Annotated in this window: 17 protein-coding genes; 6 read left to right on the forward strand and 11 right to left on the reverse strand. The window is 64.2% G+C overall.

Annotated elements, in window-relative coordinates:
• The first annotated feature begins 59 nt into the window (after positions 1-59).
• Positions 60-626 (forward strand): transcription elongation factor GreB, encoded by a 567-nt coding sequence (gene greB / locus AC1RDJ_RS18210; protein WP_493028434.1) that lies wholly within the window; start codon positions 60-62, stop codon positions 624-626.
• 56 nt (positions 627-682) lie between these two features.
• On the opposite strand, the gene AC1RDJ_RS18215 is transcribed toward greB, so the two are convergent.
• From AC1RDJ_RS18215 to gmk, 3 genes are all read right to left on the reverse strand, one after another.
• Positions 683-2,842: a RelA/SpoT family protein gene (locus tag AC1RDJ_RS18215; protein ID WP_442905930.1), complete on the reverse strand. Its 2,160-nt coding sequence runs from the start codon at positions 2,840-2,842 to the stop codon at positions 683-685.
• Positions 2,843-3,038: 196 nt separating this feature from the next.
• Positions 3,039-3,242, reverse strand: a complete 204-nt coding sequence (gene rpoZ / locus AC1RDJ_RS18220) for a DNA-directed RNA polymerase subunit omega (RefSeq protein ID WP_010400723.1) — start codon at positions 3,240-3,242, stop codon at positions 3,039-3,041.
• Between the two features lie 52 nt (positions 3,243-3,294).
• Positions 3,295-3,933 carry a guanylate kinase gene (gmk, locus tag AC1RDJ_RS18225; protein ID WP_198043874.1) on the reverse strand — a complete coding sequence of 213 codons (639 nt, stop codon included), beginning with the start codon at positions 3,931-3,933 and terminating at the stop codon, positions 3,295-3,297.
• Positions 3,934-4,154: 221 nt separating this feature from the next.
• On the opposite strand from gmk, the gene AC1RDJ_RS18230 reads away from it, so the two are divergent.
• Positions 4,155-4,565, forward strand: coding sequence for a DoxX family protein (locus tag AC1RDJ_RS18230; RefSeq protein ID WP_289885325.1), 411 nt, complete (start codon positions 4,155-4,157; stop codon positions 4,563-4,565).
• 29 nt (positions 4,566-4,594) lie between these two features.
• Here the strand turns inward: AC1RDJ_RS18230 and AC1RDJ_RS18235 are convergent, their stop codons facing one another.
• The gene (locus tag AC1RDJ_RS18235) at positions 4,595-4,918 is read right to left on the reverse strand and encodes a hypothetical protein (protein ID WP_289885327.1); all 324 of its coding nucleotides are present in this window, start codon (positions 4,916-4,918) and stop codon (positions 4,595-4,597) included.
• Between the two features lie 3 nt (positions 4,919-4,921).
• Positions 4,922-5,812 (reverse strand): YicC/YloC family endoribonuclease, encoded by an 891-nt coding sequence (locus AC1RDJ_RS18240; protein WP_071322418.1) that lies wholly within the window; start codon positions 5,810-5,812, stop codon positions 4,922-4,924.
• Positions 5,813-6,115: 303 nt separating this feature from the next.
• Between AC1RDJ_RS18240 and rph the strand changes: the two genes are divergently transcribed.
• The 3 genes from rph (at position 6,116) to hemW (ending at position 8,889) form a co-directional block, all read left to right on the forward strand.
• The gene (rph, locus tag AC1RDJ_RS18245) at positions 6,116-6,844 is read left to right on the forward strand and encodes a ribonuclease PH (RefSeq protein WP_071322419.1); all 729 of its coding nucleotides are present in this window, start codon (positions 6,116-6,118) and stop codon (positions 6,842-6,844) included.
• 189 nt (positions 6,845-7,033) lie between these two features.
• Positions 7,034-7,618 (forward strand): RdgB/HAM1 family non-canonical purine NTP pyrophosphatase, encoded by a 585-nt coding sequence (gene rdgB / locus AC1RDJ_RS18250; protein WP_493028320.1) that lies wholly within the window; start codon positions 7,034-7,036, stop codon positions 7,616-7,618.
• Positions 7,615-8,889, forward strand: a complete 1,275-nt coding sequence (hemW, locus tag AC1RDJ_RS18255) for a radical SAM family heme chaperone HemW (RefSeq protein ID WP_289885330.1) — start codon at positions 7,615-7,617, stop codon at positions 8,887-8,889. Before rdgB ends, hemW begins: the two co-directional genes overlap by 4 nt.
• 6 nt (positions 8,890-8,895) lie before the next feature.
• Here the strand turns inward: hemW and AC1RDJ_RS18260 are convergent, their stop codons facing one another.
• The 6 genes from AC1RDJ_RS18260 to zwf form a co-directional block, all read right to left on the reverse strand.
• Complete coding sequence (locus tag AC1RDJ_RS18260) at positions 8,896-10,080, reverse strand: tetratricopeptide repeat protein (protein WP_493028321.1); 1,185 nt, start codon at positions 10,078-10,080, stop codon at positions 8,896-8,898.
• A gap of 144 nt (positions 10,081-10,224) precedes the next feature.
• Positions 10,225-11,973 (reverse strand): methyl-accepting chemotaxis protein, encoded by a 1,749-nt coding sequence (locus AC1RDJ_RS18265; RefSeq protein WP_493028322.1) that lies wholly within the window; start codon positions 11,971-11,973, stop codon positions 10,225-10,227.
• A 121-nt stretch (positions 11,974-12,094) separates the two neighbouring features.
• Entirely contained in the window at positions 12,095-13,177 is a 1,083-nt protein-coding gene (locus tag AC1RDJ_RS18270; RefSeq protein WP_493028323.1) for a patatin-like phospholipase family protein, read from the reverse strand.
• Positions 13,178-13,297: 120 nt separating this feature from the next.
• Positions 13,298-14,233, reverse strand: a complete 936-nt coding sequence (gene tal, locus AC1RDJ_RS18275) for a transaldolase (protein WP_289885335.1) — start codon at positions 14,231-14,233, stop codon at positions 13,298-13,300.
• A 180-nt stretch (positions 14,234-14,413) separates the two neighbouring features.
• The gene (locus tag AC1RDJ_RS18280) at positions 14,414-15,268 is read right to left on the reverse strand and encodes an SIS domain-containing protein (protein ID WP_071075885.1); all 855 of its coding nucleotides are present in this window, start codon (positions 15,266-15,268) and stop codon (positions 14,414-14,416) included.
• Positions 15,269-15,399: 131 nt separating this feature from the next.
• On the reverse strand, positions 15,400-16,872 hold the full coding sequence (gene zwf / locus AC1RDJ_RS18285) for a glucose-6-phosphate dehydrogenase (RefSeq protein WP_071322425.1): 1,473 nt from the start codon (positions 16,870-16,872) through the stop codon (positions 15,400-15,402).
• 558 nt (positions 16,873-17,430) lie between these two features.
• On the opposite strand from zwf, the gene AC1RDJ_RS18290 reads away from it, so the two are divergent.
• Positions 17,431-18,384, forward strand: a complete 954-nt coding sequence (locus AC1RDJ_RS18290) for a chemotaxis protein (RefSeq protein ID WP_071322426.1) — start codon at positions 17,431-17,433, stop codon at positions 18,382-18,384.
• The last annotated feature ends 148 nt before the right edge of the window (positions 18,385-18,532 follow it).

Here is an 18,532-nt window from a genome sequence, read left to right on the forward strand (position 1 = left end):
GCCCGCCTGCCCCCGCGTCTGGTGTGCCGGCGCACGCCTGGTGGGGCTACAATAGGCAGATGAATAAAGCCTTTGTAAAAGAATCGGACCACGACGACGATGAAGAAGCGGCCGCGCTGGCGCTGGCCATTCCCCCCGGCGCGAAGAACTACATCACGCCGGCCGGCTACCAGCGCATCAAGGACGAGCTGCTGAAGCTGATCGACGTGGACCGTCCGGAAGTGGTCAGAATCGTCCATTGGGCGGCGTCGAATGGCGACCGCTCGGAAAATGGCGACTATATCTATGGCAAGCGGCGCTTGCGCGAGATCGACCGCCGCATCCGTTTCCTGACGAAGCGCATGGATCTGGCCGCCATCGTCGACCCCAGCGTGCACCACGGCAGTGACCAAGTGTTCTTCGGCGCCACCGTAACTTACCGCACGGAAGATGGCGAAACGCACACGATCACCATCGTCGGCATCGACGAATTCGACCCGCTGAACGGCAAGATCAGCTGGGTGTCGCCGATGGCGCGCACCATCACCAAGGCGCGCGAGGGCGACCTGATCACCCTGAACACGCCGCTGGGCGCGCAGGAGCTGGAATTGCTGGAAGTGACGTATCCGGCGCCGGGGGAAACTTGAATTGATGCGCGTGGCATGAAAAAACGGCTGGGCAGAGAATCTGGCCAGCCGTTTTTTTAATTGCGCTCCCGAAGTATCCGGTTGACGCCGGCGACGCGGCGCACATTGCGCAGCAGGGCGGCCAGGTGGACGCGGTCTTTTACCTGCACGGTGAAGCGCAGCTGGTCGAGGACGTTGTCCTTGTCTTCGTCCATGCCCACATAGATGATGTTGGCGTCCGACTCGCCGATCTCCGCGGCCACGCGGGCGAGGATGCCCCGTTCGCTGTTGATCAGTACCTTGATGCGGCAGTCGAAGCGGCGGTTCAGTTCGCTTCCCCAGCGTACGGCGATCCAGCGGTCCGGTTCCTTGGCGCGCTGGCGTTTTGCCTGCGTGCAGTCGCTCGTGTGCACGAGCAGCCCCTGGTCGCGGCGCAGCTGGCCGATGATCTGGTCGCCTGGAATCGGCAGGCAGCACGGCGCCAGCTGCACGGAGACGCCTTCGCTGCCGCAGATGGTGACCGGGTCGAGTTCGCTGCCGCTATTGTGTTCCACCGGCATGCTGGCCGCTTCGCCGCCGATCAGGCCAAAGATGTGGCGCGCCACCAGCGTGGCCATGCGCTTGCCGATGCCGATGTCCGCGTACAGCTCGTCCATGGAATTGGCGCTCGATTCGTTGAGCAGGCGTTCCACCAGCGGCGCCGGCAGGTCGGCATCGATGTTCAGGGCTTGCAGCGCCTGCGACAGCAGCTGCTGGCCCAGCGCGATCGATTCGGGCAGGTTGATCGTGCGCAAATGGTGGCGGATGGCCGAACGGGCCTTGCCGGTACGCACGAACGACAGCCACGTCGGGCTGGGGCGCGACGAGGAATCGGTGATGATTTCCACGATGTCGCCATTGTGCAGCTCGGTGCGCAGCGGCGAGGTTTCGTTGTTGATTTTCACGGCCACGGTCTGGTCGCCGATGCCCGTATGGATCGAATACGCGAAGTCGATGGCCGTGGCGCCGCGCGGCAGCGCGATGATCTTCGACTTCGGCGTAAACACATAGACGGAATCGGGGAACAGGTCGACCTTGACGTGCTCGAGAAATTCGGCCGAGTCGCCCGTCTGCTGCTGGATGTCGAGCAGCGATTGCAGCCAGGCGTGCGTGCGCTGCTGCAGGTCGGACGGGTTCGATTCGCCGCTCTTGTACAGCCAGTGCGCCGCCACGCCGGACTCGGCCGTGCGGTGCATTTCCTGCGTGCGGATCTGGAATTCCACGGGCGTGCCGTAGGGGCCGATGACGGTCGTGTGCAGCGACTGGTAGCCGTTCAGCTTGCGGATCGCGATGTAATCCTTGAACTTGCCAGGCATGGGCTTGTACAGGCTGTGCAAGGTGCCCAGGGTGACATAGCAGTCGGCAAAGCTGCCCACCACCACGCGGAAGCCGTACACGTCCAGCACTTGCGAGAACGACAAGTGCTTGCTGCGCATCTTTTTATAGATGTCGTACAGGGTCTTTTCGCGGCCTGTGACGTCGGCCTCGATTTCGGCCATGGACAAGGTGCTTTTCACCGCTTCCATGATCTTGTTGACCACTTCGCGCCGGTTGCCGCGCGCCGCCTTGACGGCTTTCGCCAGCGTGCGGTAGCGCATCGGGTACAGGTGCGAGAACGACAGGTCCTGCAGCTCGTGGTAGATGTTGTTCAGGCCGAGGCGGTGCGCGATCGGCACGTACACTTCCATGGTCTCGCTGGCGATGCGGCGCTTCTTGGCCGCCGTCATGAAGTCCAGCGTGCGCATATTGTGCAGGCGGTCGGCCAGCTTGATCAGGATCACGCGCACGTCGGAGGCCATGGCCAGCAGCATCTTGCGGAAGTTTTCCGCCTGCGCTTCGATCTGGCTCTGGAATTCGATCTTTTCCAGCTTCGACAGGCCGTCGACCAGGTGCGCCACGGGCGCGCCGAAGCGCTCGATCAACTCATCCTTCTTGACGTCCTGGTCTTCCATGACGTCGTGCAGCAGGGCCGCCATGATGGCTTGCGCGTCGAGTTTCCAGTCGGCGCAGATTTCGGCGACGGCGATCGGGTGCGAGATATACGGTTCGCCCGAGCGGCGCATCTGGCCCAGGTGCATTTCGTCGGAGAAGCGGTAGGCTTCCTTGACTTTTTTCAGGTCGGCGGGAGACAGGTATTCGGCCAGCTTGTCGGCCAGGTGGCTGACGGAGGCCACGCCCAGGGCGGGCGCTGCGGGCATGCCGCCTGCGGACGTGCCGACACCGGGCGCGGAAGCGCCCTGTGGTTTTGCCGCCTGGCGCGAGGCCTGGGGCGGCAGTGCTGCGGAAGTCGTGTCGGCTGGGGTCAGACTCATAAAACGTCGCGTTACTTCACAGTGTGAATAAAGGATACGGTAGAACCAGGGGTCAGCACTGTTCCGGCACGCGGGTTCCCACTTACATCGGGACCTTTTTCAGCATTTCGATGCCGACTTTACCGGCAGCGATTTCACGCAGTGCGACAACGGTAGGCTTGTCCTTGGCTTCGACCTTAGGGGTGTGGCCTTGCAGCAACTGACGTGCGCGATAGGTCGCAGCCAGGGTCAGCTGGAAACGGTTAGGGATTTGCTTCAGGCAATCTTCGATTGTGATACGGGCCATAGTAACTCCTAAAATTTGTGCGTGGCGCTGTGTGAACTGGCGTGCAGACGAATTACTCTGCGTGCAGGCCCAGCTGGGCGAATAGCGATGCGTTGCGGGCCGCTTGTTGCGCAAACCGGCAACGGGCCGCTCTCACGATCGCGCTCAGTTCGGACAAAGCGACCGTAAACTCTTCATTGATAATAACATACTCGAACTCGGGAGCGTGTGCGATTTCGCCGCCAGCCGCCAGCAGGCGGCGCGTGATCACGTGCGGCTCATCCTGGCCACGCTTGTTCAGGCGCTCTTCCAGCGCATCGATCGATGGCGGCAGGATGAAAATGCCGGCCGCGCGCGGGAATTGCTTGCGCACCTGGCGCGCACCCTGCCAATCGATTTCCAGCAGGATATCGGTGCCGGCCAGCATCTGCTGCTCCACCATGATGCGCGAGGTGCCGTAGTAATTGCCATGCACTTCCGCCCATTCCAGGAACTCGCCCTGGTCGGCGCGCGCGACAAAGTCTTGCGCCGTCGTGAAATAGTACTCGCGGCCATGCTGCTCGCCCGGGCGGGGCGCGCGCGTGGTGGTCGAGATCGACAGCTTGATGCCCGGTTCCTGCGCCAGCAGCGCATTGACGAGGGTCGATTTGCCTGCGCCCGATGGCGCGGCGACCACGAACAGGCTGCCAGAGAAGGCGGTAGGGTGGCTCATGCTGATCTTTCCATGTCGTGTGATGTCGGCGCCTGTGCTTGCGCGGGCGGCGCCCAATTCAGTATTTTACCAAGAGGCAAGGCTGCCAGCCAGTCCCTGATGGCCGGCGGTGCCGCTTGCGCCCGCCAGCATGCATATTTTGCTTGTTATCTGAGAGAAATAGTTATCTAATTTGGAATGTATTTTTCTTAACAACCATTCTTTGCTGACAGGGCGCGCGCATGAACAAATTCCCGTTTCTCAGTTTTCCACAGGCCATGCTGTTGCTGCGCGTGGCCATTGCCGTCATGTTCATGGCGCATGCCGTCACGCGCATCGCGAATGGCACGATTCCCCGCTTCGCCGGTTTCCTGGAAGACAAGGGATTCATCTACGGCCTGGCCGTCGTGTGGGCGATCACCGCCGTCGAGATCGTTTGCGGCAGCCTGCTCATCGTTGGCAAATACACGCGCTGGGCGGCGGCCGGGCTGATGGTGATCTGCCTCGGCGGCATCGCCATCGTGCATGCGGCCAAGGGCTGGTTCGTCGGCGAACACGGCGCCGGCGGCGTGGAATACAGCATCGTGCTGTTTGTCGCCTGCATCGTCATCGCCGCCAGCGACCGCTGGCGCGCCGAAACCCGCCTGGCCTGAGGCCTGGCATGCGTTTTCCCTGCCCAGCTTCAGCGGGGCAGGCGGCCCAGCGCGATTTCGCCCGTGGTCAGGACGATGGCCCGTCCATTCACATCGGTGCAGTCGCGGTTGTTGATGCGCACGACGTTGCCGTCGACCGACACTTCCGCGCCCAGGGTGCTGCGCGAGCAGATGCGGTAAGAGGCGGCGTCGGCGCCCGTGTAGATGGCGGCGCCGCGTTCCTTGAGGGCGAAGCATCCGAACGTACAGCCCTCGATCGCATACGGCGATGGCCGCTGCGCCGTTTGCGCCTGCGCGCCCGCCGCCAGCAATGCCAGGGTGGCCGCGAGTGTCCATGTGCGTAGGGTCGTCATCGCTTACTCCAGGTTCTGCACCTGTTCGCGCATCTGCTCGATCAGCAGCTTCAAGTCCATCGAGGCGTCGGCCAGTTCCTTGACGGATGCCTTGGCGCCCAGCGTGTTGGCTTCGCGGTTCAGTTCCTGCATCATGAAGTCGAGGCGCTTGCCGACCTGGCCACCCTTGGTCAGGATGTGGCGCGTTTCGCCCAGGTGGGCCGACAGGCGCGCCAGTTCTTCCGAAACGTCGATGCGGATGCCGTACAAGATCACTTCCTGGCGGATGCGTTCCATGGCGTCCTGGCGCGACAGGGCCGAATTCGAGCCCTGGCTGGCCAGGCCCAATGCATCCTGCATGCGCTCGATGGCTTTTTGCTGGAAGGCGGCCACCACTTGCGGGATCAGGGGCGTGATGCGCTTGACGATGGCTTCCATCGCTTCGATGCGCGACACCAGCACGGCCTCGAGCGCGGCGCCTTCGCGCTTGCGGCTGTCGACGAAGGCGGCCACGGTGCGCTTGGTCAGCGCGCCCACGTCCGCCTGCAGGGATTCCTGCCCCACTTGCGCTTCTTCGATGACGCCAGGCCAGCGCAGCAGTTCGGCCACCGTCATGACGGGCGCGGACACGAAATGCTGGCCCACCTCGGTTTGCAGGCGCGCCAGTTCCGCCAGCAGGGGCAGGTTCAGCGCCTGCGTGCCGGCCGTGGCTGCCTTGCGGCCAAAGCTCAGGCGTACCTCGACCTTGCCGCGCGTGATGGCGGACATGACGGCGGCGCGCAAGTCAGGCTCCAGCGCCCGCAAATCGTCATTGATGCGGAATTGCAGGTCGAGAAAGCGCGAATTGACGCTCTTGATTTCAATTGTCAGTGTGCCTGCAGCACCTTCGCTGGTGGCAACCGCGTAGCCTGTCATGCTTGAAATGCTCAAAGGATTCCCCGATTTGATCTTGTATACAGTCACTTATACACTTAATCAGCCAGCGCAGGCAATACCGCCCGCGCCGCAAAAACAGGACCGCATGGTCTGGTGGCCTGAAAATTGCTGAATAGTGTGCGTTTTACGGCATTGTAAAGAAAATTGTGTTTGGCGGGGCAGGATTGTAGGGATCATGTGTGCAGCGCCCCCGCGCGCGGCCCGATGCTGTTGCATGGCTGCAAATATGGCGGCGCGCGGTGTTAGAATCGCTGCCGCAACCCCAATCACACAGGACATCCCATGACATTTGAATCCCGCCCGAGCGGCCGCGCCGTCGACGCGCTGCGCGCCATCCGCATCACCCGCCAGTACACCAAGCATGCCGAAGGCTCGGTGCTGATCGAGTGCGGCGACACCAAGGTCATTTGCACCGCCAGCATCGAAGACAAGGTGCCGGGCTTCCTGAAGGGCAAGGGCCAGGGCTGGTTGACGGCCGAGTACGGCATGCTGCCGCGCTCGACGCATACGCGCATGGACCGCGAAGCGGCGCGTGGCAAGCAGTCCGGCCGCACGCAGGAAATCCAGCGCCTGATCGGCCGCTCGCTGCGCGCCGCCTTTGACTTGCAGGCATTCGGCGAACGCACGCTGCACCTCGATTGCGACGTGATCCAGGCCGACGGCGGCACGCGCACGGCCTCGATCACGGGCGCCATGGTGGCCGCGTATGACGCGTTTGCGCAGTTGCAGGCGCGCGGCGCCATCGCCGCCATCCCCGTAAAAAGCTTCGTCGCCGCCATCTCGGTGGGCGTCTACCAGGGCATGCCGGTGCTGGACCTGGACTACGTGGAAGACTCTGGCTGCGACACGGACATGAACGTGGTGATGACGGAAGCGGGCCACTTCATCGAAGTGCAGGGCACGGCCGAAGGCGCCGCTTTCGACCGCGCCGGCATGAACCGCCTGCTGGACCTGGCGCAGGGTGGCATCGCCGACCTGATCGCCCTGCAAAAGCAGGCCCTCGGGATCTGAGCCGCGTCTAATCGCGTTTAATCTTTACGTAGATTTACACCTTTTTGCCCGCCGCGCCGGACAAAAAGCCCACACCCGCCGCTGCCGGCGGCAGCGGCGGGCCAAGGTGGGGGACGCGCAAAAGGTTTACAATGTCGGCACTTCATTCGGCCCGCCTCGCGCGGTGCCGCTTAACCCGGATATTGTCACATGACCCAACGCCTGATCCTCGCATCAAACAACGCCGGCAAGCTCAAGGAATTCAACGAGCTGCTCTCGACCATCGGTTTTTCCGTGCACGCCCAGGGCGAGTACGACGTGCCGGAAGCGGACGAGCCATTCCACACCTTCGTTGAAAACGCCTTGCAAAAGGCCCGCCACGCGGCGCGCCTGACGGGATTGCCGGCGCTGGCCGACGATTCCGGCGTCTGCGTCAATGCCCTGGGCGGCGCGCCGGGCGTGCATTCGGCCCGTTATGCGGGCGAGCCGAAATCGGATGCGGCCAACAGCGCCAGGCTGATCGCCGACCTGGAGGCGCATGCCGACAAGTCCGCGTACTACTATTGCGTGCTGGTGTACGTGCGCCATGCGGACGACCCGCAGCCGGTGATTGCCGATGGCCGCTGGAATGGCGAGATGATCGCCACGCCGCGCGGCAAGGGCGGCTTCGGTTACGATCCGCATTTCTATCTTCCGGCCCTGGACAAGTGCGCGGCCGAACTGACGTCCGATGAAAAGAACGCGCTGTCGCACCGTGGCCAGGCCCTGCGCGCGCTGGTCGAGAAACTGCGATGATCCCGATCAAACTGGTCGGCGCTGTTGCCAAATCTGCCGCCAAGCCAGGCGCGGCCCCCGCGCCGCAGGAAGGCATTTCCGGCGCGGCCGGCGCGGCGTTGAAATACCTGCAGCCGGGCGCGCTGAACCTGACGGCCCTGCCGCCGCTGTCGCTGTACATCCATTTCCCGTGGTGCGTGAAAAAATGCCCGTACTGCGATTTCAATTCGCACGAGGTGCGCGGCGGTTTTCCGGAAGCGGAATACCTGGCGGCCCTGCGGCTGGACCTGGAAATGGCGCTGCCCCTGATCTGGGGCCGCAAGATCCACACGATTTTCATCGGCGGCGGCACGCCCAGCCTGATGTCGGCGGCGGGACTGGACCGCCTGATGTCGGACGTGCGCACCCTGCTGCCATTGGAGCCCGATTGCGAAATCACCATGGAAGCCAATCCGGGCACCTTTGAAACGGAAAAATTCAAGTCGTACCGGGCCAGCGGCATCAACCGCCTGTCGATCGGCATCCAGAGCTTCAATGGCCGCCACCTGCAGGCGCTGGGACGCATCCACGACGACGATGAAGCGCGCCGCGCGGTGGAGATCGCGCATGCGCATTTCGACAATTTCAACCTCGACCTGATGTATGCGCTGCCCACGCAGACGCTGGCCGAGGCGCGGCAGGACCTGGACACGGCGCTGTCGTTCGCGCCGCCGCACCTGTCGCTGTACCACCTGACCCTGGAGCCGAACACCCTGTTCGCCAAGTATCCGCCGGTGCTGCCGGACGACGACGAAAGCGCCGACATCGCCGACATGGTGGCCGAACGCGCGGCGCAGGCCGGCTATGGCCGTTATGAAGTATCGGCGTATGCGCAGCCGGGCCGCCAGGCCAAGCACAACCGCAATTACTGGGAGTTCGGCGATTACCTGGGCATCGGCGCGGGCGCCCACTCGAAGATATCGTTCCCGCACCGCGTCCTGCGCCAGGCCCGCTACAAGCAGCCGAAGGCGTATATGGACGCCGTGCTGGCCGGCCAGCCCGTGCAGGAAGAGCGCGAGCTGGCGCGCGAGGAGATGGGCTTCGAGTTCATGCTCAATACCCTGCGCCTGACGCAGGGTTTCTCGCCGAACCTGTTCGCCGAGCGCACGGGCCTGGCCATCAACGCCATCGACAGGCCGCTCAACGCGGCCGAGGCCAAGGGCTTGCTGTACCGCGACCACCAGATCATCCGCCCGACGGAACTGGGACTGCGCTTCCTGAACGACCTGCAGCAGATGTTCCTGGAAGACTGACGCCGCCTAGTGCGTGGTGGCGGCGCGCAGGCGCTGCAGCTTGGCCGCGTACAGGCCATGGTCGCCGCGCGTGGTGCTGTTGTCCATCGCCAGTTCCAGCTGGCGTCCGGCCTGCGCCAGCTGGCCCATGCGCGCATACGCCTGCGCCAGCCAGAAGTGGAACTCGTGGTAATACGGATCGCGCGCGATCTCGCGCTGGAACAGGCGCGCCGCTTCCTGGTAGTCGGCATTCTTCATGGCGGCCTGGCCCAGGCTGAAAAAGTGGAAAGGCGGTTCCGGCTGCAGCGCCAGCAGCTTGCGCCGCATCAGCTGCGCTTCGTCCGTGCGGCCCAGGTTGTCGAGCGCCTGCGCCAGGTTCGACAGCAGCACGGTGCTCGCCGGCGAGCGTTCCAGCGCATAGGCCAACGTGCGTCGCGCCGGCTCCATGTCGCCGTGGCGCAGCTGAATGATGCCCAGCGTGTTGAAGGCGCCGGCAAACGTGGGGTCTTGCAGGATGGCGGCGCGGGCAAACCAGTAGGCCTGATCGAGTTCGCCATTGGCCATGGTTTCGGCGGCGCGGTTGTTGAGGTACATGGCCAGGATGGTCGATTCGCTGATCGTGCGCGTGCGCTGTCCCGTCAGATCCTGGGCCGGCAGGAAATCGATCAGCAGTTCCGCATCGGCGTCATAGCTGTCGCTGTTCTGCGCCAGCTTCCGGCCCAGCACCAGGTTGACGTGGCCGGCCACAAAATACATGTCGCCGCTGCGGCTCCAGCTATCTTCCCCCAGCACCGCCTGGTAGTGCACTTCCAGCCCCATTTCCTTGGCCAGGGTGGCCGTCATCAGCACCAGCGACAGGCAATTGCCGCTGCGCTCGTCGAACGTCTGCGCCGCCGTGCGCGTCATGGCGGCATCGTATTCCAGTTGCAGTCCCGCCTTGTTGTACAGCGCATTGGCGAGCGCGCGGCGGGGATTCTTGCCACGCGCCTCGCGCGCGATATCGACGCGCACGTAGCGCCGCATGGCCTCGCTCACGGCAAACGCCTGCTGCGGGTCGATCTTTGCCGTCGGCGCGGCAAAACTGGCATCGTTGAACAGGTCGGGCGGAGGCGGCGCGGCAGGCGGCGTGGCACAGGCGGCCAGGGCTGCGCACAGCAGCAGGACAGACAGATGGCGCAGCGGCTGGCGCAATGGCAGTGGTAAACGCTTCATGTTCGAACTCCCGCGAACGATGTCAGGCGCCAGACGTCTTGCTGCCGGTGGTGCGCCATGCCACCTGAAAACCTAGTATCCTCGCGGCCCGCCGCGCTGTCAAACCATTTCAGATGCATGCGTTTGCGGGGCCGGAATCGCCGCCTAGAACTCTTCCCAGTCCTGGTCGCCGGCGATGTGCGCCGGGGTCTTCGGCGTGGCAGCGGCAGGCTTGCCCGTGCTGGCTGGCCTGGCCGCCTGGGCCGCGCGGGGGGCGGCGATCCGCGTGGCGGCGGGGCGGACAGGCGCGCTGGCGGCCGATGCCCTGGCCGGCGGCGCTGCGCGTGCCGGCCCCGCAGCGGCCATGTGTTCGAGCTGGAAGCCGGCCGCCACTTGCGCCAGGCGCGCCGCCTGGTCCTGCATGCTTTCGGCGGCGGCCGCCGCCTCTTCCACCAGGGCCGCGTTTTGCTGCGTCACCTGGTCCATTTGCGCGATCGCCTGGTTGACCTGGTCGATGCCCATGCTTTGCTCGGCGCTGGCGGCCGTGATCTCGGCCATGATGTCGGTGACGCGGCGCACGCTGTCGACCACCTCGCCCATGGTGCTGCCGGCCTGCTGCACCAGCCGCGTGCCGTTGTTGACCTGTTCCACCGAGTCGCCGATGAGGGCCTTGATTTCGCGCGCCGCCGCCGCCGAGCGCTGCGCCAGGTTGCGCACCTCGGTGGCGACGACGGCAAAGCCGCGTCCCTGTTCGCCGGCGCGCGCCGCTTCCACGGCGGCGTTCAGCGCCAGGATGTTGGTCTGGAAGGCGATGCCGTCGATGACGCCGATGATGTCGACGATCTTGGTCGACGCCGTATCGATGGCGCCCATGGTGTCGACCACCTGGCTGACGATGCTGCCGCCCCGTTCGGCCACGCCCGAGGCGGCCACCGCCATCTGGTTGGCCTGGCGCGCATTGTCGGCATTCTGCTTCACGGTCGACGTCAGTTCTTCCATCGACGACGCCGTCTCTTCCAGCGAGCTGGCCTGCTGTTCCGTGCGGGCCGACAGGTCCTGGTTGCCGGCGGCGATTTCGCCGGAGGCCGTGGCGATGGCGTTGGTGCCGCTCTGGACTTCCGACACCACCTTGCGCAGCGCTTCGTTCATGCCTTGCAGCGCCCGCATCAAGTCGCCGATTTCATCGCCGGCCGCAGCGGCAAAATGCGTGCGCAAGTCGCCGTCGGCCACCGTTTCGGCCACCTTCACGGCCGCCTGCAGCGGCACGGTGATCGAGCGTGTGATCAGCCAGGCGCAGACGCTGCCCAGCGCCACCACCAGTGCGCACAAGGTCAGCAGCAGGGTGAAGCTGCGGTCGTTGGCCGCCTCGATGGCTTGCGCCGTGGCGTCGATGGCCTTGCGCTGCTGCGCCAGCAGGGCCTTGACGTTATTCTGGTAACTGGCGGCGGCCGGCGCGAAGCTGTCGCGGTAAGTGCTTTCCGCCTGTGCCGCGTTGCCGGCCTTGCGCGCATTCATCACCAGCGTCTTGGCGTCCTGGTACTTGACGCGCTCCGCCACGGACGCCTTGAAGATGGTTTTTTCTTCCTCGCTGTCGAGCAGCGATTCGATTTGCTTCAGCAGTTCGCTGCCCTGTTTGGTGCTGTCGGCGATGGTCTCGGCGAAGACGCTCGACAGGGTTTCATCCGTGCTCCTGGCGATCATCGAGGTGCGCGCGATGGCCGAGTAGATCAGCACATACCAGTCCGATACCAGGCGCTCCTTGGCCAGCGGCTTTTCCATCATTTGCCGCGTCGCCTCGGCGTTGATGTGCGCGCTGTACAGCGCGTATGAAGTGGAGATCACGGACAGCAGCAGCACCAGCGCGAAACCCGCTGCCAGGCGCGTGCCGATACGAAGATGGGAGAGGGCATGCATGGTCGAACTCCTGTCGCAAGGGGGGATTAAATTGCCTGTGCGACATAGTATGCACCGAGAAGTGACCAATAGGCGAGTGAAAAACGCTGTTGTTTTTATGCCTGTTGCGATGCGGCCCGCGCTACAGGTCGAGCGCCTGGCGCAAGTCCGGCTGTTCGGCCCAGCGGGCGAAGGCGGCGGCCATGCGCTCGCTTTCGGCGATGGCGCGGCGCCAGTCGCGCATGCGTGCGGCATGATCCTGGCCGTAATGGGGGAAGTCGCGCCGGTCCGGCAATTTGCCGTTCGGCAGGCTGGCCACGAAGGCGGGCGAGGGCGAGACGAGGATCATGTTGTCGAGCGCAGGATCGGGGCCGCGCGCGCGGCGCCACGGCATGGCCTTGTCCAGCCAGCCCGGCACGATGTGGTCGGCGAAGTGCGGATACAGCACCAGGTCCGGTTCGCGCTGGTAGGGCAGGTGCAGGTGGTAGTCGACCAGGCCGCCGTCCCAGTAGCGTCCGGGCGGTGCGCCGGCGATGCCCTGCACCGCGTCGAGTACCAGCGGGATGGAGCCGGAAGCGAGCAGCGCGTCGCGCAGGTTGTCCTGCGCCAGCGGCACGAAGTGGGAGTGAAAGGCGTCGAAGCGCGAACGCAGCCAGCTGGCGCTGTCCGGCCCCGCATGGAACACCACGCGTTCCAGCGAACCTGCCAGGCGGGCGCGCGCCACGGCGTTGTTGGCCGCCGCCAGCAGGAAGCCGCGCCGGTCGCGCCACTTGCCCTGGCGCGCCAGCGTGCCGATGCCGCGCACGGCCAGCACGGCCAGGCTGTGCCGGTCATGCCGCAGCAGGTGGGCATCCTGGCCATCGAGCATGGCGTCGAGCAGGGCGCGGCAGGTGCGGCTGACGTGGGCGCCATCGGGCTTGTCCGGATAGCGCTGGCCCACATATTCGCGCACCAGGCGGCGCTGCGCCGCGACGGGGTCGGGAAAAACGGCCGCCGCCATGCGCCAGGCGCCGATCGAGGCGCCGACGAAGTGGCGCGGGCGCGGCGCCTGTGCCAGGAATTCGCCGAACAGCCAGCAATCGAGCTGGTGCAGGATCAGGCCTTTCGGTCCGCCGGCGGCGGCGGGGACGATGGCGACATCGCCCGCGCGCAAGCCCTGTTCGGCAATGCGGGCGCGGGCGCGGCGGCCCAGGCGGATGGTGATGGCGGACGAGGCAAGGGACATGCGTGGGCGGCTGGTGGTGGCGGTGGTTTATTGTAGCGCCATTGCTCCCGCTCGCGATGCCATGCAAAAAGCGGCGCCGTGCAGGGCACGGACGCCGCCTTTTGGCGGGGGCGCGGGCGATTAACGCAGTGCCGCGATCATCTGTTTCAGCTTGCCGGAATCGACGCAGAAGGCGCGGATGCCTTCGGCCAGCTTCTCCGTCGCCATCGCGTCTTCATTCATCATGAAGCGGAAGGCTTCTTCGTTCAGCGACATTTGCACGATGTTGGTCGACGGCGCCGCTTCGGCGCTCAGCTTGCGCTCCACGGGCGCATCGCTGTCGGCCAGCTTTTGCAGCAGGTCGGGGCTGATGGTGAGCAGGTCGCAGCCGGCCAGTTCGAGGATTTGCGAGGTGTTGCGGAAGCTCGCGCCCATGACTTCCGTCTTGTAGCCGAACTTGCGGTAGTAATTGTAGATGCGCTTGACGGATTGCACGCCCGGGTCTTCCGCGCCCACGTAGTCGATGCCCGTCGATTTCTTGTACCAGTCGTAGATGCGGCCGACGAACGGCGAAATCAGCTGCGCGCCCGCTTCGGCGCAGGCGATGGCCTGGGCCAGCGAGAACAGCAGGGTCATGTTGCAGCGGATGCCTTCCTTTTCGAGGATGGCGGCGGCGCGGATGCCTTCCCAGGTGGAAGCGATCTTGATCAGCACGCGCTCGCGCGGAATGCCCGCGTTCGAGTACAGGGCGATCAGGTCGCGGCCCTTGGCGACGGTGCCTTCCGTGTCGAACGACAGGCGCGCATCGACTTCGGTCGAGACGCGGCCAGGGATGGTTTGCAGGATTTCCACGCCAAACGCGATCAGCAGGCGGTCGATGATCTCGGCGGTGGAGGCGTTCGGATGGTCGCGCACGGCCTTTTCCAGCAGCGGCTTGTATTCATCCTTCTGCACGGCTTTCAGGATCAGCGACGGATTCGTCGTCGCGTCGCGCGGCGTGTAGGCCTGGATCGATTGGAAGTCGCCGGTGTCGGCCACCACGGTGGTAAATTGCTTCAGTTGTTCGAGTTGGTTCATGGCTGCGCGGGAAAGAGTGAAAGGGCTTGCCGGAGTATTGTACATAATCCGGCCGGAAGCGCCCGCGCTCTTTTCATGCCTGTAGCATGGCGCGCTCGCCAAAACGTTGAGGGCAAGGCGCGCTTCCGCAGACAGTACGCCAGGGAAGCGCAGCGCCGCCATGGACGTTTTCCAGGCGCGCTAGCCGATGAAGGAGTCGAACTGCATGTCGAATTCCTGCAGCGCCTTCTGTGCGTTCTGCATCTTCTTGCGGAATTCGGGACCGCGCTGCAGGGCCAGCCCGACGGCCAGCACGTCGATCACCACCAGGTAGGCCAGGCGCGCCGAAATCGGCGTGTAGGGATCGGTGTTGAAGACCAGGTCGATCGGGATCAGCACGGTCGCCAGGTCGGCCAGCGGCGTGCCCGATGGCGCCAGCACGATGACGTCGGCGCCGCCGCGGCGCGCCAGTTTCACGGAGCGCACGAGGGCGGGGCTGTTGCCGCGCTGCGAGATGGCCACCAGGCAGTCGCCGCCGCGCAACAGGGCCGCGGCGATGCTGTGGATGTTCGGATCGCTGTAGGCGACCGTCGGCACGCCCGAGCGGAAGAATTTGTGCTGCGCGTCGGCCGCCACGATGCCGGACGTGCCCTGGCCGTAGAATTCGATCTTGCTGGCGCGCGACAGGATGTCGAGCGCGCGCTGGATCGCTTCCGGATTCAGGTTGTTGCGCAGGTCGAGCAGGGTGTTGATCGAGCGGCTGCAGATTTTATTCACCAGGTCGGCCGCGAGGTCATCCTGCGCCGGCTGCTCGTTCGCGCCCGGCATGGCCAGGGCCAGGCCCTGCGCCAGTTTCAGCTTGAATTCATGCCAGCCGTCGTAGCCCAGCGTGCGGCAAAAGCGCACCACGGTCGGTTCCGACACCTGCGCGCTTTTCGCCAGCGCCGTGATGTTCTGGCTGACCGTCTGGTTGGGCTGGTCAAGCACGGCCAGCGCGACCTTCTTCTCCGACTTGGAGAGCGAATCGAGCTGGGTGCGGATGGAGTCAAGCAGCATCAGGGTAGTCTTCTGGGTTAGTTTTCGGGAGCTCGGGGACTGGCAAAGGTGAAGCAGGGAATTCGCGGAGCACCGCTCCGCGCCTGCGTAACGGCCGTGCCTTGCAAGGCACGGCTCCACGCCCTGCTAGCTTAGTCTTCTGGCAGGGCCTCTTCACGCCACTGCAAGCCGTCGCGACCGATCAGGGCGCTGGCCGCGGCCGGACCCCAGGTGCCGGCCGTGTACGGAATCGGCGCGCTGTCGTTCTGTTCCCAGTTGTCGAGAATCGGCTCGACCCATTCCCAGGCCGCTTCCAGTTCGTCGCCGCGCATGAACAGGGTCAGCTGGCCGCGCAGGACGTCGAGCAGCAAGCGCTCGTAAGCGTCCATGCGCGGCGTCTTGAACGATTCGCGGAAATCGAGTTCCAGTTCCGCCGGTTTCAAACGCATGCCGTCGCCCGGGGTCTTGGCCATCAGGTTCATGCGCAGGCCTTCGTCGGGCTGCAAGCGGATCACCAGGCAGTTCGGCTGGAAGCTGGACGTGGGCTGGTTGAAGATCGAGTGCGGGATCTGCTTGAAGCGCACGACGATTTCGGCCAGGCTGTCGGCCATGCGCTTGCCCGTGCGCAGGTAGAACGGCACGCCGGCCCAGCGCCAGGTGTCGATTTCCGCCTTCAGCGCAACGAAGGTCTCGGTGCGCGAGTGTTCTGGCGCATCCGGCTCGTCGCGGTAGCTCGGCACGGTGACGCCGTCGACGTGGCCGGCACGGTACTGGCCGCGCACGATGTTTTGCGCCAGCGTGGTGGGCGTGAATTTTTTGAGCGAACGCAGTACTTGCAGCTTTTCATCGCGCACGGCGTCCGGCGCGATCGAGGTCGGCGGTTCCATGGCGACGATGCACAGCAGTTGCAGCAAGTGGTTTTGCAGCATGTCGCGCAGCGCGCCCGATGTGTCGTAGTAACCCATGCGGTTGCCCACGCCCAGTTTCTCGGCGATGGTGATCTGCACGTCGGAAATCCATTCGCGGCGCCACAGCGGTTCGAACAGCACGTTGCCGAAGCGCAAGGCCAGCAAGTTCTGCACGGTTTCCTTGCCCAGGTAATGGTCGATGCGGTAGATCTGCGATTCCTGGAAAACCTTGCCCACTTCGGCATTGATCTGCTTGGCGCTGGCAAGGTCGCGGCCCAGCGGTTTTTCCAGCACCACGCGCGAATTCGGCGTGACCAGGCCATTTTCTTCCAGGTTGTCGCAGATCAAGGCGAACAGGTGCGGCGGCGTGGCCAGGTAGTACACGCGCGTCAGGTCGCTGCCGTCGCGCAGCGCTTCGACGAGGGGCGCGTAGGTCTTGGCATCGCTGGCGTTGAGCGATACATACACGATGCGCGCGCAGAAGCGGCTCCATGTGGCGGCATTCAGGGTGCTGGCCTTGATGTGCGGGCGGGCGCTGCTTTCCACCATTTTCAGGAAGGCGTCCTGGCCGCTGTCCTGGCGGCCCACGCAGATGATGCGCGCCGTCGGCGGCAAATCGTTCGCGACGTCGCGCGCATACATGGCAGGCAGCAATTTGCGCATTGCCAAATCGCCGCTGCCGCCAAACAGGACCAGATCAAAATCGGTAAGAGCCATAAGTGAGTGTCGTCGCAAAAGTAAAAGAGCCGGAGCGGGGAGGAGGCCGACCGGAAGTGCCAGTCTGTCGCTACTATAATCGATGGTGTAAATTTACTACGTAGAACAGGCAATTGCAAGAAATTTTACTACATTTAATCCGCTGCCGTCGCAGTTTTGCCCGGCATCGCTCATTGCGCCGCTGCGTGCTCATTATATGCCGATCACCGGCGTCGGCGCGGGGCCATCATTACAACGGGGCTTTTCAAAGCAACCATGGTTGCCAGGGAAATTTTCGATTCTCACCATCATCATTTGCGCTGTAGCAACAAGCAAGTCAAGAAATGCTGCCAGGATGGCTGCTGGCGGCGTAAAGTAGCTTTGAGGAAAGTAAAAAACCGTATAATTCAGACTCGAATCGATAGCAACTATTGGTAGTACGAAGTTGTCCGATTCACACTGCACCGCTAGCGCCGGCCATGCCCCGAACCCGCCTTCCGACGTCCATGCGGCTGCAGTCAGCACTGTCCGTATTGCGGGCAGGCAGCTTAACTTTACAAGACGGCTCAAGGGGACACAATGAATTCAATGCAGCAAGATGTCGATGAACGCACCAGCCTGACAGGCAATAACAAATTCGAACTGTTCCTGTTCAAGCTGGGCACCAGCGATCACTCGACCAGCCGCGAACTATTCGGCATCAATGTGTTCAAAGTACGTGAAATCATGGAAATGCCGGCCATCACGGCGGTGGCTGGATCGCACCCCCACATGCTGGGCGTGGTCAATATCCGCGGCCAGATCGTGCCCGTGATCGACTTGCCGATGGCGGTCGGCTGCAAGAGCAATGGCTTGAAGATCCTGATGGTGACGGAATTTGCCCGTTCAACACAGGCGTTTGCCGTGGAAGAGGTCGATGAAATCGTGCGCCTGGAATGGAACCAGGTGCTGTCGGCCGAATCGAGCGTGGGCGGGGGCCTGGTCACCAGCATCGCGCGCCTCGATGGCGACACGGACAAGACGCGCCTGGCGCAAGTGCTGGACGTCGAGCAAATCCTGCGCAACGTGCTGCCGTCGGGCGAGCCCGACGTGGACGAGCACAGCATCGGCCCGCAGGTGCGGCTGCCTGCCGGCGCCGTGATCCTGGCCGCCGACGATTCCGCGCTGGCCCGCTCGCTGATCGAAAAGGGCCTGGACGCGATGGGCGTGCCCTTCATCATGACCAAGACGGGCAAGGAAGCGTGGGAGCGCCTGCAAGCCATTTCCAGCCAGGCGGCGGCCGAAGGCAAGACGGCGAAAGACAAGGTGGCGCTGGTGCTGACGGACCTGGAAATGCCGGAGATGGATGGCTTTACGCTGACGCGCAACATCAAGAACGATGGCCGCTTTTCCTCGATTCCCGTGGTGATCCATTCGTCGCTGACGGGCTCGACCAACGAAGACCACGTCAAGGGCGTAGGCGCCGATGGTTACGTGGCCAAGTTTGTGGCGGCGGAACTGGCGGAAACCATCCGCAAGGTGCTGGCGCGGTAACTCGATGCCGCCGTGGGCATGGCCGGCACCGGCATGCTTAGGCAGACACTGTCGTCGGATTACGCGGGGCGTAGCCCCGCTAATCCGACCTACGCGTTGACATGAAAAAGCGCCGGACCCTCGCGGGTGCCGGCGCTTTTTTTATGGG

The organism is Janthinobacterium sp. GW822-FHT07H10 (assembly GCF_058798675.1).

What these genes read in the sequence shown, in the direction of transcription:
- hemW (WP_289885330.1), top strand. Translation starts at nt 7,615, where the DNA reads ATGATCCCGATCAAACTGGTCGGCGCTGTTGCCAAATCTGCCGCCAAG.
- rph (WP_071322419.1), top strand. Translation starts at nt 6,116, where the DNA reads ATGACATTTGAATCCCGCCCGAGCGGCCGCGCCGTCGACGCGCTGCGC.
- AC1RDJ_RS18270 (WP_493028323.1), bottom strand. Translation starts at nt 13,177, where the DNA reads ATGTCCCTTGCCTCGTCCGCCATCACCATCCGCCTGGGCCGCCGCGCC.
- zwf (WP_071322425.1), bottom strand. Translation starts at nt 16,872, where the DNA reads ATGGCTCTTACCGATTTTGATCTGGTCCTGTTTGGCGGCAGCGGCGAT.
- AC1RDJ_RS18260 (WP_493028321.1), bottom strand. Translation starts at nt 10,080, where the DNA reads ATGAAGCGTTTACCACTGCCATTGCGCCAGCCGCTGCGCCATCTGTCT.
- AC1RDJ_RS18290 (WP_071322426.1), top strand. Translation starts at nt 17,431, where the DNA reads ATGAATTCAATGCAGCAAGATGTCGATGAACGCACCAGCCTGACAGGC.
- AC1RDJ_RS18230 (WP_289885325.1), top strand. Translation starts at nt 4,155, where the DNA reads ATGAACAAATTCCCGTTTCTCAGTTTTCCACAGGCCATGCTGTTGCTG.
- AC1RDJ_RS18240 (WP_071322418.1), bottom strand. Translation starts at nt 5,812, where the DNA reads ATGACAGGCTACGCGGTTGCCACCAGCGAAGGTGCTGCAGGCACACTG.
- gmk (WP_198043874.1), bottom strand. Translation starts at nt 3,933, where the DNA reads ATGAGCCACCCTACCGCCTTCTCTGGCAGCCTGTTCGTGGTCGCCGCG.
- rpoZ (WP_010400723.1), bottom strand. Translation starts at nt 3,242, where the DNA reads ATGGCCCGTATCACAATCGAAGATTGCCTGAAGCAAATCCCTAACCGT.
- AC1RDJ_RS18280 (WP_071075885.1), bottom strand. Translation starts at nt 15,268, where the DNA reads ATGCTGCTTGACTCCATCCGCACCCAGCTCGATTCGCTCTCCAAGTCG.
- tal (WP_289885335.1), bottom strand. Translation starts at nt 14,233, where the DNA reads ATGAACCAACTCGAACAACTGAAGCAATTTACCACCGTGGTGGCCGAC.
- greB (WP_493028434.1), top strand. Translation starts at nt 60, where the DNA reads ATGAATAAAGCCTTTGTAAAAGAATCGGACCACGACGACGATGAAGAA.
- AC1RDJ_RS18235 (WP_289885327.1), bottom strand. Translation starts at nt 4,918, where the DNA reads ATGACGACCCTACGCACATGGACACTCGCGGCCACCCTGGCATTGCTG.
- rdgB (WP_493028320.1), top strand. Translation starts at nt 7,034, where the DNA reads ATGACCCAACGCCTGATCCTCGCATCAAACAACGCCGGCAAGCTCAAG.
- AC1RDJ_RS18215 (WP_442905930.1), bottom strand. Translation starts at nt 2,842, where the DNA reads ATGCCCGCAGCGCCCGCCCTGGGCGTGGCCTCCGTCAGCCACCTGGCC.
- AC1RDJ_RS18265 (WP_493028322.1), bottom strand. Translation starts at nt 11,973, where the DNA reads ATGCATGCCCTCTCCCATCTTCGTATCGGCACGCGCCTGGCAGCGGGT.